Annotated in this window: 13 protein-coding genes and 1 tRNA gene; 3 read left to right on the top strand and 11 right to left on the bottom strand. The window is 67.1% G+C overall.

From position 1 onward, the window contains the following. Positions 1 to 66: 66 nt before the first annotated feature. The 7 genes from ACIPVK_RS18575 to ACIPVK_RS18545 form a co-directional block, all read right to left on the bottom strand. Complete coding sequence (locus tag ACIPVK_RS18575) at positions 67 to 1,332, bottom strand: endonuclease/exonuclease/phosphatase family protein (protein ID WP_407613465.1); 1,266 nt, start codon at positions 1,330 to 1,332, stop codon at positions 67 to 69. A 102-nt stretch (positions 1,333 to 1,434) separates the two neighbouring features. Continuing rightward, positions 1,435 to 3,096, bottom strand: coding sequence for a thiamine pyrophosphate-binding protein (locus ACIPVK_RS18570; RefSeq protein ID WP_407613464.1), 1,662 nt, complete (start codon positions 3,094 to 3,096; stop codon positions 1,435 to 1,437). Between the two features lie 395 nt (positions 3,097 to 3,491). Beyond that, on the bottom strand, positions 3,492 to 4,256 hold the full coding sequence (locus tag ACIPVK_RS18565) for an ABC transporter permease (protein WP_407613463.1): 765 nt from the start codon (positions 4,254 to 4,256) through the stop codon (positions 3,492 to 3,494). Further along, positions 4,253 to 5,095: an ABC transporter ATP-binding protein gene (locus tag ACIPVK_RS18560; RefSeq protein ID WP_407613462.1), complete on the bottom strand. Its 843-nt coding sequence runs from the start codon at positions 5,093 to 5,095 to the stop codon at positions 4,253 to 4,255. Before ACIPVK_RS18560 ends, ACIPVK_RS18565 begins: the two co-directional genes overlap by 4 nt. Before the next feature lie 26 nt (positions 5,096 to 5,121). Next, complete coding sequence (locus ACIPVK_RS18555) at positions 5,122 to 5,484, bottom strand: DUF1048 domain-containing protein (RefSeq protein ID WP_407613461.1); 363 nt, start codon at positions 5,482 to 5,484, stop codon at positions 5,122 to 5,124. A 2-nt stretch (positions 5,485 to 5,486) separates the two neighbouring features. After that, on the bottom strand, positions 5,487 to 5,837 hold the full coding sequence (locus ACIPVK_RS18550; protein ID WP_407613460.1) for a PadR family transcriptional regulator: 351 nt from the start codon (positions 5,835 to 5,837) through the stop codon (positions 5,487 to 5,489). A 509-nt stretch (positions 5,838 to 6,346) separates the two neighbouring features. Then, positions 6,347 to 6,419: transfer RNA gene (locus ACIPVK_RS18545), tRNA-Lys, on the bottom strand. Positions 6,420 to 6,634: 215 nt separating this feature from the next. Here ACIPVK_RS18545 and ACIPVK_RS18540 point away from each other — a divergent pair. The 3 genes from ACIPVK_RS18540 to ACIPVK_RS18530 all read left to right on the top strand — a co-directional run bounded on the left by ACIPVK_RS18540 (position 6,635) and on the right by ACIPVK_RS18530 (position 9,228). After that, entirely contained in the window at positions 6,635 to 7,294 is a 660-nt protein-coding gene (locus ACIPVK_RS18540; RefSeq protein ID WP_407613459.1) for a hypothetical protein, read from the top strand. 286 nt (positions 7,295 to 7,580) lie between these two features. After that, positions 7,581 to 8,195, top strand: a complete 615-nt coding sequence (locus tag ACIPVK_RS18535; protein ID WP_407613458.1) for a hypothetical protein — start codon at positions 7,581 to 7,583, stop codon at positions 8,193 to 8,195. 7 nt (positions 8,196 to 8,202) lie between these two features. Then, positions 8,203 to 9,228, top strand: a complete 1,026-nt coding sequence (locus ACIPVK_RS18530) for an inorganic phosphate transporter (protein ID WP_407613457.1) — start codon at positions 8,203 to 8,205, stop codon at positions 9,226 to 9,228. Between the two features lie 45 nt (positions 9,229 to 9,273). On the opposite strand, the gene ACIPVK_RS18525 is transcribed toward ACIPVK_RS18530, so the two are convergent. From ACIPVK_RS18525 to pstC, 4 genes are all read right to left on the bottom strand, one after another. Continuing rightward, a complete protein-coding gene (locus tag ACIPVK_RS18525; RefSeq protein ID WP_407613456.1) occupies positions 9,274 to 10,305 on the bottom strand; it encodes an Ldh family oxidoreductase in 1,032 nt (343 codons plus the stop codon). Positions 10,306 to 10,588: 283 nt separating this feature from the next. Beyond that, entirely contained in the window at positions 10,589 to 11,368 is a 780-nt protein-coding gene (gene pstB, locus ACIPVK_RS18520) for a phosphate ABC transporter ATP-binding protein PstB (protein ID WP_407613455.1), read from the bottom strand. A 52-nt stretch (positions 11,369 to 11,420) separates the two neighbouring features. After that, a complete protein-coding gene (pstA, locus tag ACIPVK_RS18515; protein WP_407613454.1) occupies positions 11,421 to 12,572 on the bottom strand; it encodes a phosphate ABC transporter permease PstA in 1,152 nt (383 codons plus the stop codon). Continuing rightward, the gene (gene pstC / locus ACIPVK_RS18510) at positions 12,572 to 13,504 is read right to left on the bottom strand and encodes a phosphate ABC transporter permease subunit PstC (protein WP_407613453.1); all 933 of its coding nucleotides are present in this window, start codon (positions 13,502 to 13,504) and stop codon (positions 12,572 to 12,574) included. Before pstC ends, pstA begins: the two co-directional genes overlap by 1 nt. Between the last annotated feature and the right edge of the window lie 28 nt (positions 13,505 to 13,532).

The following is a 13,532-nucleotide window of genomic DNA, read 5'->3' as shown; positions in this document are numbered from 1 at the left end:
CCCCCCCCCCCCCCCTCGGGGGGGGGGGGGCCCCCGGCCGGTGGCCGCTTCGTTGCCCGGCGGGAATCAGCCGGTCACGGTGACGTCGACCCAGACCAGCCGGTGGTCGCTGCTGGCCGGCGGCCACCCGGAGACAAGTTCGGCCCCGTCCTGCCCGGCTCCCGGCCAGAAGACACCCGAACCGCGCACCGGCAGCGTGGCCGAGGGCAGCACGTAGTCCACGCGCAACACCCCGGCGCTTCCGCGCCCGAAGTCGGCCGTGCCCAGGGCGCTGCGGGTGATCCCGGCAATGCCCCTGAGCTCAGGGTCCCCGGGAAGGTCGGGAACGGCAGGCAGCGGATCGACCAGCAGCGGGTTGCCCAGCAGTTCCGCGATGGCCGCCGGGTCGGATTCCCCCGCGGCCGCGTCGGAGTTCAGGTCCCCCAGCACCACGAAGTCGCTGCCGGGCTCCAGGGCCCCGCGCCTGCCGGCGTCGTCGTAGATGTAGTCGCCGCGACCCGCGCCGCCCAGGTAGTCGTGGATGAAGCGGATCTCGTCGTGGTTGCGCGCCTGGTTTCGCTTTTCAGGCCCGTCGAATACCGGCGGGGTGGGGTGGGCGGCAATCACGTGGATCGTCTTGTCCCCCACCGTGACCGGCACGTCCCACATGGACTTGCTCGGCAGGCGCAGCACGCCGCGGACCAGTTCGTCGTAGTGCCGGGTCGGCAGCTGCGAGTCCGGCATGTCCTTCCACAGGAACGTCTGGAAGGTGCGGGCGTTGGCGGCGTCGATGGGGTGCTTGGAGAAGAGCACCATGCCGTACTGGCCCTCGAAGTCCCCGTAGCCCAGCGCGTCGGAGGGGCCGCCCACGATGCCGTCGCCGTCAAGGTCGGCGCCGCTGGGGATCCCGGTGTTGGAGGGGGCCAGGTACATGTACGGGTAGTCGATGGGGGCCTGGCCGCCCTGGGAGCGGGCCAGGTAGTTGCTCTTGAAGCCTTCCGCGGCGGCGCCCTCGGCGTCGTAGTCGAACTCGTTGAGCAGCAGCACGTCGGGTGCGTTGCGCTGCACGATCTCGGCCACGGCCTGCGCCTGGGCGTCCAGGGGCGTGGAGAGGTCAGCGGCAAGCTGCCCGGGCAGCGGGCGGTTCAGCGACGCGTTGAAGGTCGCCACGCGCAGGGACGGGGCCACCGTGTCCCTGCCTTCGGCGTAGGGAATGGGGGCTGCCGGGCGCGGGTGCACGGAGATCGACCTCGCTTCGGTCACGGGGTGTGCCTGTGCCGGGAGGGTCCCGGCCGCCGCGAACGCGGTGAGTATTGCGGCGGCCAGGGCCGTCCGGATCGAATGTCGCACCATCCCACCCTAGGGCTGGAACCTACTTTGCGGTAGGTCTGCATTTTATCCAGTCAGCGGTTTTTCTTCCGGCGAAATTGCGCCCTCCCGGGGCGGGCGCGCGGTTCAGCGGCGCACCCCGGCGGCCCTGCGGTTGGCCTCCAGGACTTCCTCCATGTACGGGGCCCGCACCCGGGGGGAAATGCGGCAGTCCACCAGGAAAATCCCGTCGGCGCCGTCGGCGACCCACTCCCGCAGGCCGGCAAGGTCCTCAAGCGTGCGGACCTTGGTGGCCCGGGCGCCGAGCCCGCGGGCCACGGCGGCGAAGTCGACCTCGGGAATCAGCATGGGCCCCTCGTGCAGGCCGATGGACCCGTATTGGTGGATCTCGGCCCCGTAGGCGGCATCGTTGTAGATGACGACGATGCCGCTGCGCACGGTGCGGATGACCGATTCGAGGTCGGCCAGGCCCATCAGGAAGCCGCCGTCGCCGCTGGCCAGCACGATGGTGGACCCCGGGGCCGCGGCCCCGGCACCCACGGCGGAGGCCAGGCCAAGCCCGATGCTCTGGTAGGCGGTGCCCACCAGGTTCAGCGCGTGCGGGCCCGGGACGCCCCAGTACATGGGCCCCCATCCGATGAAGTGCCCGCCGTCCTGCACCACCACGCGGTCCGCGGGGATGATCTTGTCCAGGGTCCGGGCCACGGCCCGGGGGTCCAGCAGTCCGTCGGGTGCGGTCGCATCCCCCGGGGCGCGGTCGCCGGTCCGCTCCAAGCGGTCGCCCACGGTCCCGGCCCAGCTCCGGGCACCGTCGCGGCCGTGGACCAGGGGCAGCAGGTCGTCGGCAACCGCGGCGGCATCGGCCCGGATGAACACATCGACGCGCGGGTTGGTCGCGGCCGCGGCGACATCGACCTGGATGACCTGGGCGCCGGAATTGAAGAGCTCCCCGAAGCGCGTGGTGAATTGGTTCAGGCCCGCCCCGAGCACCAGCACGGTATCGGCCTCGTGGATCAGGGCAGCGGTTTCCTCGGAGGAAAACCCTCCGGCGATGCCCAGGTCCCCGTGGCGGTCGCCCAGGAGGTTGGCTGCGAGCACCGTCCCGGAACTCAGCGCCCCCAGGGAATCGGCGAGCGCGGTGATCGATGTCGCTGCATCCGCCAGCCGCGCCCCGCGGCCGTAGAGGACCAGCGGCCGCCTGGCCTCGTTCAGGGCAGCGGCCGCCTGGGCGAGCAGTTGCGGTGCGGCCGCCGGATACCCGGGGTCCAGCTCGAAGTCCGCCAGCGACAGCAGGCCTTCCTCGGCCGCCTCGTCGGCAACGATGTCGTAGGGAATCGACAGCACCACCGCGGTGCGCTCGCGCAGGGCGTGGGCGACGGCTTCGAATGCGCTGGCCATGGGCCGTTGCGCATCCACCACGAAGGTCGTGGCACCCACGGCGTCGTTGATGGCACCCTGGTCGATGTCCCAGGGGCGTGCGCCGGTCGAGGGCTGGTCTCCGGTGACGAGCACCATCGGGACCCGGGCCTTGGCGGCCTCGGCAAGCGGGGTGACCGCGTTGCTGAAGCCGGCACCGTAGGTGGTGGTGGCGATGGCGAGTTTTCCGCTGACGCGGAAGTAGGCGTCGGCGGCGGTGACCGCGGCGGACTCGTGGCGCACGGCGGTGAAGCGGAAGCCGGTGCGTACCGCGGCGTCGAGGAAATGTGCATTTCCGTTCCCCATGACACCGAAGATCTCTGAAGTGCAGGTTAAAAGGGCGCGGGAAACGGCAGCGGAAACTGTAGGCATTTTTTGTGACTTTCGAATGCAGCAAAAAGAATTAAGGCCATATTCGTCTTCGGGCAACGAACCCGGATTTCGCCCATTTTTAGAGCGACGGCAGGAACTTCAGAAACGTTCCGCCTGACGATGCAACGATAACCGGGCCGATGTGTCCTGTGCAACATTGCGTCCGCATCGCAGGCCTTCCCGGCGGCCCGCGCCGAAGGATCGACGTCCCGGCATCACCGTATTTGCACTCCGACCGGCTGCGGAATTGGCTCCAGGCGGATTGCCGGCCGTGGACCGCCGGCCAAACGGGGAAAGCGGTTCCGGCTTGTATTTCCCCAAACCGGAACTGCTTGCCCGTACACCGCCAGGGAAACAGGTGCCATCGTCGCGCGGTCCGCTTGGGACGCTCGGCCTCAGCGGATCTTGCGGCGGTACTTGGCGATCGCGAACCCGTAGGCGATGAGGAGGATGCCGACAAGCCACGCCAGGGCGATCCAGATGTCGGCGCCAACGGGTTCCTGGGCGAACAGTGCCCGGATGGTGTTCACGATGGAGGTGACCGGCTGGTTCTCGGCGAACCACGCGACGGGGCCCGGCATGGAACTGGTGGGCACGAAAGCCGAGCTGATGAACGGGAGGAAGATCAGCGGGTAACTGAATGCGCTCGCACCGTCGACGGTCTTCGCCGAAAGCCCGGCGATCACTGCAACCCAGGTCAGGGCAAGGGTGAACAGGACCAGGATGCCGGCGACGGCGAGCCACGCGGCAGCCGAGGCACCGGTGCGGAAACCCATGGACAGCGCGACGCCGATGACGACCGCGACAGAGACCAGGTTCGCGGCCAGGGACGTGAACACGTGCGCCCAGAGCACGCTCGAACGCGCAATCGGCATGGATGCGAAGCGCTCGAAGATGCCGCCCTGCATGTCCAGGAACAAACGGTAGGCGGTGTACGCGACGCCGGAGGCGATCGTGATCAGCAGGATGCCGGGGAGCATGTAGTTGACGTACGACTGTCCGGATCCGGTGTCGATCGCGCCGCCGAAAACATACACGAACAGCAGCATCAGCGCGATCGGGGTGACAGCGGTGGTGATGATCGTGTCGGGGCTGCGCAGGATATGGCGCAGGGAGCGTCCGGTGAGGACGCCGGTATCGGCCAGGACGTGGGTGGTCATCGGGTTTCCTTTCCCGTGGGCACCGCGCTGTCGGCGCTGTCGGCGCTGTCGCCCGTGGCGGTGTCGGTATCGCCGGTGTCGCCGACGAGGGCGAGGAAGACGTCCTCGAGCGAGGGCTGCTTCTCGACGTATTCGATCTTGGCCGACGGCAGGAGCGCCTTGAGCTCGGCAAGGGTGCCGTTCTGGATGATGGTGCCCTGGTGCAGGATCGCGATGCGATCCGCGAGTTGCTCGGCCTCGTCAAGATATTGCGTCGTGAGGAGGACCGAGGTGCCGCCAGCGGCGAGATCCCTGACCGTCTGCCACACCTCGAGGCGCGCCTGCGGGTCCAGGCCGGTTGTCGGTTCGTCCAGGAAGATGGTCGGCGGGTTGCCGATCAGGCTCATGGCGATGTCGAGCCGACGCCGCATGCCGCCCGAATACGTCGATGCCTTACGGTTCCCCGCCTCGGTGAGCGAGAACCGGGCGAGCAGGTCGTCGGCGATGGCACCCGGATTCTTCAGGTGGCGCAGCCTGCCGATGAGCGCGAGGTTCTCCCGGCCCGTGAGCACTTCATCGACCGCGGCGAACTGGCCGGTCAGGCTGATCGACTCGCGCACCTCGCCGGGTGCCGCTGCGACATCGAAGCCGTTGACGGCGGCGGTGCCCGCGTCGGCCTTCAGCAGCGTGGACAGGATCCGCACCAGTGTGGTCTTGCCCGCGCCGTTCGAGCCCAGCAGAGCGAAGATGCTTCCGGCCCGAACCTCGAAGTCCACGCCCCGAAGCACGTGGAGGTCCTTGAACGACTTCTCGATGCCCCGCACCCGGATCGCGGGTCCGGGGGCTTGATTGGTGTTCATGACAATCTCTCCGTTTCCGGGCTCGTTCAGGCCTCGTCGACGGACTGGTCAATGGCATCATTCAGGCGCTCGCGCTCCTTGTTGATCCACTGCCCCTCCGAGTAGTTCTGGATGAAGGTGTCCGCAAACTCCACCGGGTCCACCCCGACGATGTCGCGGATCGGGGTGCCGTCGGCCGCTGCACGCTCGATCAGGTCGGCGAGGTCCTCAAGCATCTGCATGAAGACATCGCCCTTGACGATCGACCCGGCGTACATGAAGTAGCGCTCAATCCCGTCGATCGCGGTCCGGTAGCTCGCGGGGAGCTGTTCCTTGCGGGCCTTGTATTGGCGCCAGCGTTTCTTGTCCTCGAACGATCCGGTGACCAGTTCGATCCATTTTGCCGCCATGGTTACTCTCCCTTTTTCTGTGCGTTTTCGATGTGGTGCTGGAGCTTTTCTATCCGTTCGGCCAGGAAGCTCCAGGTCCCCCAGAACTCGTCGAGGTACTCGCCTCCCACCGCGTTCAGCGAATAGACCTTGCGCGGCGGCCCCTTTTCCGATGGAACCTTTTCGACGTCGACAAGGCCACGCTTTTCGATCCTTATCAGCAGGGCGTAGACGGTGCCTTCGACGATGTCGGAGAAACCTTGGTCGCGCAGCCGGGCCGTGATCTCGTAGCCATAAGCCGGCTGCACGGCCAGGATGGCCAGGACAATTCCCTCGAGCGTGCCCTTGAGCATCTCGGTCATTTGCTTCCCCATGGAAACCTCACTTACCTACTCTGTAACACTGACTACCACTAGATAGTAGCACTGAATAGCGGTCGCGCAAGGGGATGTATCGGCGCGAATTGAGAATTGCTTTCGATGCGGGTGGCCGCTTCATGAGCAGGCAAAGCCGGCCGAGGCGCTGGCGAACGGTCCTCCGGCGCTCCCTTGCCGGGTCGCGGCGAAACCGGAAACCCGCGGGGCGCGATCACCGTCTTCGTGCTGGCGCCCGCAACGGCCGCCGGCGAACACGACTCTGCCCAGGGCTGGCCCCGTGGCCCGGCTTCCACCTCGCGAAAGAGACTTATAGGCCGGAATGTGTGTCCGCGAGGGGGCTGCATGCCAACGATGGAGCGGCAGAATTGGATTTCTTATGCCCCGGGGTGCCGGCCGTGGGCGGGTCGGGAAATCCGAGGCATCCGCACCCGGATTTCGGGCCGGGCTTCGACGCGTCGGGGAAGCAGAAGATCCCCGCCCTCACGAGGAGAACGGGGATCAATCTGTGCGCCCTGCGGGGGTCGAACCCGCGACCAATGGATTAAAAGTCCAGTGCTCTACCAACTGAGCTAAAGGCGCGCTTGGCACTTAGCCAACACCATATTAGCGGATAATCCGGCACCGCTTGGACAAGCCCGCTCGATGCAACAGGTTACCGTCCTCCCAATGTTTGCAGGGCCCATCCCCGCCGCGCGCGCCCCGAATGCCGGCGTGCCTGTGCGAAAGCACCCCCCCGACCGCTCCGGTGCCAGGCGATGAGTAAGTATCCAGCCGGGCAGAGTATCCTCTAGCCCATGAAGGGCCACCCAGCATTGACTCCCCCGGCAACCACATTCCGGCACCACAAACCCAAACCGTTTGCACCCATGGATTTCGACCCCTTTGAGGGCGGCGCCGATCCTGCGCGCGTTTCCGAGGCCGCGCACCTCTCCGCCCACGCCCTGGTGCAGGCCGGAAAGCTCAATGAGGACCCCGAGGTCCGCGAGCGTCTCGTGAGGCTCGCGGAGGACGAGGGTCTGGAGGTCATTGCCGAGCTTTGGTCCAAGGCTCCGGCCCGTTCGCTTCCCGGTGCCCTGTGGCGGCTTTACGCAATCCGGGCAGCGACCGTCAACAACCCCGAGGCCATGGCCTCCTTCTTCGCCGCAGGGGCCCGCCAGGCGCAGGTCGAACGACTCGTTGCGGGGGCCGCGGAACCCCCGGGCGCCGAGGAACTGTGCACCATGACCAGTTCCATCCTCACCGGGGCCTTTGACGGCGAGTTCGACGTTGCCCTGGAACGCACCGCGGCCTACTGCCGGGTCATTGCCCTGGGGCAGGCCGAACAGGCGGACGCGGCCGAGCTTTCCCATCCGGACCGGGCCACCTTGATGACCAGCCGTGCCCACGCCCTGCTGAGGACCGCCGAGGACCTGGAATCCGCCGCCGTCTCCTGGCGGCGCGGGGAACTGGACTGAGAGTTCCTTCACGCCGAGCGCGAATACTGCGCCATCGTGTTGACAGAAGGACCCGTTTCCTAGAAAACTGGACTCACGGTGCCGGACCGCGGCAGCCCCGGGCTCCAACTTTCAGCCGCTACGAGCGGCCTTCCGCCGAGAGGCGCTCCCGGTTCGGCACCGCCAAACTTCACCCCCATGCCTGGCACGGGGACGCACTTCACACCGCCCCGGGCGGGCTTGTTAACCTGGGATGAGTAAACTGGGCACCGTCCCGCTTTTCCCTTTTCCATCCGGTGGTTTCTTCGTGAAGTTTAGTTTGTTCCCTTCGGACACGCGCGGCCTTGAGCTCCTTCGGGACCTGGCCTCCGAAGTCAACCTATGCGTTGGGGTTCTTTCGGAAATGCTGGGCTCCAGCGAAGACCGGGCGCTGCAATTGGAGGCGCTAAGCGCGTCCGAGGTCAGGTCCACCGACCTTCACTACGCAGTGCTGACGCATTTGCGCACCAGCTACGTGAACCCCTTGCCCCGGGAAGACGTCTACACTTTTTCGCGGCTGCTCCATGAGGCGGTCGAACAACTCAGCGGTGCCGGCGTCCTCATTGCCCACCTTGGCAACCGACACCTTTCACACCGGGCCGCCGAGCAGCTCGAACTCATTGGCCGGCAGACCGAGCTCACCACCGAGGCGCTGGGCCAGCTCCAGCGACTGGACGACCTGGAAGACGTCTGGCTCGAATTGGTGCGCATTTCAAAGCGGGCGCACCGAACCCACCAAACCTGGCTCGGCGAGATCGGGGAGCTGAGCAAGGCGGGCACCATCATTCGCCACCGCTCGGTCGCCGACCAGTTCCATTCCTGCACCCAGTCCCTGCGAGCCGTGGCCGACCACTTGGGACGCGTCCTGGTGAAGGAATCCTGAGCCGGGCGTGGTTACCGGCCAATCCTTCATGATGCTCGTGGTGCTGTTGTGCACCTGTGCCTTCGCGTTCCTCAACGGGTTCCGCGATGCCTCGAACTCGATTGCGGTCGCCGTGCGCAACCGGGCGCTGACACCCACCTACGCGGTGCTGGTGGCGGCTTTCTTCACCTTCCTTGGCACCATGCTCTCCACCTCCTTCGGCGTCTACCTGATTTCGGCCGTCGAGCTGAACGTGCCCACCGGGGTCCCGGGCCTGGCCCTGCTTCTGTCCGCACTGCTCGCGGGCGGCGCCTGGGGGTTGTACTGCTGGTGGCGCGGACTGCCCATCTCCTCCACGCATGCGTTGGTCTCCGCCCTTGCCGGGGCTTCCGGCGCCTCGGCGCTGATGGGCGACGACGGGGTACACGACGCCTGGCGGATGCTTGCCGGCGGCGTCTTGCTGCCGCTGCTCTTCACCCCGGTCTTTGCCTTCGTGGTTTCCTACGTCCTGGTCATCCCCGCCACCTGGCTGGTGCGCCATTCCACCGCCTCCGATGTCAGCGCGGTCTCGCGTGCCGGGCAGGCCATTGCGGCGTGCGCGGTGGCGCTGGGCAACGGGCTGCAGGACGGACAGCGCACCGGCGCCATGTTGACCCTGGCCCTGGTGACGGCGGGCGCGGCGCAGCCCGGGACCATCATGCTCGGCCCCCAGCTGCTCGGAGCATCGGCCCTGGCCGCCGGCGTCCTCTTTGGCGGCTGGCGCATCGCCCACACCCTTGCCTACCGACTGGTCAACCTGGACCCGTTGCGCGGCATGGTGGCCCAATCGGTCTCCGCGGCCATGCTCTTCCTGGGCGCCATGCTGATACACCTGCCGATTTCCACCACGCAGGCCGTCACCAGCTCCATCGTCGGCGCGGGAACCAACCAGCGTTTCGAGTCCGTCACGTGGCGGCAGGTGAAGCGCGTGTTGCGGCACTGGCTGGCAACCCCGGTGGTGTGCGCACTGCTCGGCGGGATCCTGTGCCTGGCCATGCACCCGCTGGTCAGCTGACCGGCCGGCGCCCGCGCCGCACCACCCGGCCAGGCACGCCTCGGGCTATTCGGCCTTGATCTCCTCTGGCATCCCCAGCTTCAGCTCATTGGCGATCCGCCCCAGCTCCGACCACGTCCGCGCATTCACCGCGACCGGGTCCCCGTAGGCGTATTCGTCGCCCAGGGAGACGCCCTCCCCCGGGACGCGGATCGGCCCGTGGCCGTCCTCCGGTTCCCCGGACTTCACATGGGCGATGAACTCCTCCACCTGCGCGGTGAACGCGTCGAGCTCGCGCAGCTGTGCCACGTCGATCGCGATGATCAACGTGCCCTGGTGGTCCGCCGTCTTCCGCTCCGAGACGGTCTCGGAGCCCGAGAGGGCACCGCCAAGCGCCTCCACGATCAGCGCCAGCCCGAAGCCCTTGAACCCGCCGAAGGGCCGCAGCAGCCCGTCGGGGGTCACCCACGCCCCGGAGAGCTCGGTTCCGCGGTCGCGTTCCTCGGCCAGCCGGCCTGCCGCGACGGCGCTGGTGGCAAAGTCGATGACCAGGTGCGGCGCACTGCTGCGCGGAACCCCGGCCGCAAGGGGGTTGGTCGACAGCCGGGCCTGGGTGCCGCCCGGCGGGACCACGACCTGCCCGGCGCCGTTGTTGTTCCCGAACACCAGGGTCGCCACCCCCGCGTTGGCCGCTTCCTCGCAGAACGGGGCCAGCCTGCCGGCGTATTCGCTGTTGCGCACCGTCACCGCGGCAATGCCGTTCGCCTTGGCCCGCTCCACGGCCACCGCCGTGGCGTCGCGCAGCGCGAGGTGCCCGTAGGTGCCGTTGCCGTTCATCCGCACCAGGGAGCCTGAATCCAGTTCGATCGAGGCCCGGGCCCCGGGTTGCGCGAATCCCTGCAGCGCACGGTCCACGTACTCGGGCAGCCTGCGCATCCCGTGCGAAGCATGGTTGGCCAGCTCGGAGGCAATCAGCTGGTCCGCCATGTACAGCGCATCGCCGTCGCTTGCGCCCACCGCCGCCATGGCCTTGACGATGAAACCGTGCAGGTCCCCCGCCCGGCCCACATGTTCGGCAACGCCCGAATCCTGGCTCACGTGTCCTCCTCCTCTTGCGGGAATCTCCCGGCTTCCCACCCTACCCAGAGCGCACCTCCCGGGCCTCCCGGGCATTCCGGGTCCCCGTCCACGGCAAGTCCCGATCTGGTCGATGGAAGGCGGGGGCTTAAACAAGGCAACGGCGGAACCCCGCGCAAGACTCGTGCGCGTGGTTCCGCCGTTGCGATCCCCCTCCAGGGATCCCCGGAAGATCCCCCTTCCGGTACCGCCCCGGACCTCTTCGGTCCCGGGCGAATCTTACTGCGGCGAGTGCAGTCAGGAATTATCCGAAGCGGCCCGAGACGTAGTCCTCGGTGGCCTTGACTCCGGGGTTGGAGAAGATCGTGGTGGTGTCGGCGTACTCGATCAGCTTGCCCGGCTTGCCGGTGCCGGCGATGTTGAAGAACGCCGTCTTGTCGCTCACGCGCGCCGCCTGCTGCATGTTGTGGGTCACGATCACCACGGTGAAGTCGTTCTTCAGCTCGTTGATCAGGTCCTCGATGGCGAGGGTGGAGATCGGGTCCAGTGCCGAGCAAGGCTCGTCCATCAGGATCACCTCGGGCTTCACCGCGATGGTGCGGGCGATGCACAGGCGCTGCTGCTGGCCGCCGGAGAGGCCGGATCCGGGCTTGTCCAGGCGGTCCTTGACCTCGTTCCAGAGGTTGGCGCCGCGCAGGGACTTCTCCACCAGCGCTTCGGCGTCGGAGCGGGAGATCTTCTTGTTGTTCAGCTTCACCCCGGCGAGCACGTTGTCCCTGATGGACATGGTCGGGAACGGGTTGGGGCGCTGGAAGACCATGCCGATCTGGGAACGCACCGTCACCGGGTCGACGCCGGACTCGTAGAGGTTGTCCCCGTCCAGGAGGACTTCGCCCTCGACGCGGCCGCCGGGGATGACCTCGTGCATGCGGTTCAGCGTGCGCAGGAAGGTGGACTTGCCGCAGCCGGAGGGACCGATGAAGGCGGTCACCGACTTGGCTTCGATTTCGATGTTGACGTCTTCCACGGCCAGGAAGTTGGTGTAGTAGACGTTGAGGTCCTTGACGTCGATGCGCTTAGACATGTGATTGTTCCTTAGGAAGTTTGTGTGTCTGCGGGTCCGGAGCCTGTGCGGCTCAACGGCCCTTCTTGGGTGCGAACAGGCCGGCAATCAGGCGGGCGCCGAGGTTGAGCACCATGACCATGATGATCAGCAGCAGTGCGGCGGCCCAGGCACGCTGGATCGAGGGATCCACGTTGGTCGGCGAGGTCGGGGTGAGGATCTGGTAGTAGATGAACGTCGGAAGCGTGGCCATCCAGTTGCCGAAGACGTTCACGTTGATGTTGTTCGCCAACCCGGCGGTGACCAAGATCGGGGCGGTCTCGCCGATCACGCGGGCGATGGCGAGGGTGACGCCGGAGGCGATGCCGGAGATCGCCGTGGGAATGACGACCTTGGCGATGGTGCGCCACTTGCGCACGCCCAGCGCGTAGGCGGCCTCGCGCAGCTCGTTCGGGACGATCTTGAGCATTTCCTCGGTGGAGCGGACCACCGTGGGGATCATCAGCACGCTCAAGGCGACGGCGGCGACGATGCCCATGCGGGCCGTGGGGCCCATGATCACGGCGAAGAGCGCGGTGGCGAAGAGACCCGCGACGATCGAGGGGATGCCCGTCATCACGTCGACGAAGAAGGTGATGCCGCGGGCGAGCGGGCCGTTCTTGCCGTACTCGACCAGGTAGATGGCCGTCAGCATGCCCACCGGCACCGAAATCAGGGTGGACCAGAGCGTGATCAGCAACGTGCCGATCACCGCGTGGTAGGCACCGCCCAGCACCGGGGTGCCGTCCTCGACGCTGGCATTGTCCGCGGCGCCGGTGATCCCGTTCATGGAGTGGAACAGGAAGTGGGTGTTGATGCCCGGAAGCCCCTTCTGGAGCACGGTGAACAGCACGGAGGCCAGCGGGATCAGCGCGAGCAGGAAGGCCGCGTAGACCAGGTGGGTGGCCAGGGCGTTCCGGCCGCGGCGCGGTCCCTCCACCAGGGTGGTGATGGTGCTGGAGGCCACCACGAAGATGATCGCGGCGTAGATGGCAAAGCTTGCAACGGAGAAGCCGCCGAGGGTGGACGCCGCGGCGCCCAGGATCAGCGAGCCGACGGCGATGCCCGGGGTTGCCCAGCGCGGCAGGTGGCCCTTGGACAGGGAGTTTCGCTTGCGGGCGACCGGCGGCTTGCCCGGCTGCTGGCGCGAGTCATTGGGGAGTTTGTTGGCGGTTACTGCATTCATCAGTTGGCTCCCGAGAATTCCTTGTGGCGGGCGATGATTGCCCGAGCGATCAAGTTGACCACCAAGGTGATCACGAAGAGCACCAGGCCGGCTGCGATCAGCTCGGAAAGGCGCAGGCCGAAGGCCTCGGGGAAGTTCAAGGCGATCTCGGCGGCAATCGTCTGGTTGCCGGACTTGATCAGCGACGGGATCAGCCCGCCGGTGGAGAGCACCAGGGCCACCGCCATGGTCTCGCCCAGTGCGCGGCCCAGGCCGAGCATGACGGCGGAGATGATTCCGGGACGGGCGAAGGGCAGCACCGACATGGTGATCATTTCCCAGCGCGTGGCGCCCAGTGCGAGCGCCGCTTCCTCGTGCAGCTTCGGGGTCTGCAGGAAGATCTCGCGGCTGAGCGAGGTGATGATGGGAAGCACCATCACGGCCAGCACGATGCCCGCGGTGAGGATGGTCTTGCCGGTCTGCGAGGCAGGTCCGTCGAAGAGCGGGATGAAGCCGAGGTTTTCGGCCAGCCACTGGTAGCTGGGGACCAGCGCCGGGGCCAGCACCAGGTAGCCCCAGGCGCCGTAGATGACCGACGGGATGGCCGCCAGCAGGTCGATGACGTAGCCCAGCCCGGCGGCCAGGCGGCGCGGCGCGTAGTGCGAGATGAAGAGCGCCACGGCGATGCCGACGGGGGTTGCGATCAGCAGGGCGATGGCCGCCGCAATGACCGTGCCGATGACGATCGGGTAGATGTAGCTGAAGAAACCTTCGCCGCCGCTGACCAGGGTCGGGTCGGCGGTGAAGGTCGGCAGCGCCTGGATGAGCAGGAAGACCGCTACCGCGAGGAGTGTTGCGAGGATCAGGATGCCCGCGCCGAGCGCGGCACCGGAGAAGATCTTGTCTCCGGCTTGTCCCTTGGATCCGCTGCGCCGTAGCGCGTTGGTAGTCATATGGGTGAGCCTTAGGAAGTTGAGCGAA

It is taken from the genome of Paeniglutamicibacter sp. MACA_103 (assembly GCF_045798555.1).
GTDB lineage: Bacteria > Actinomycetota > Actinomycetes > Actinomycetales > Micrococcaceae > Paeniglutamicibacter.
The sequence above is the reverse complement of the archived record's forward strand: the minus strand, read 5'-3'. Positions and strand labels throughout refer to the sequence as shown.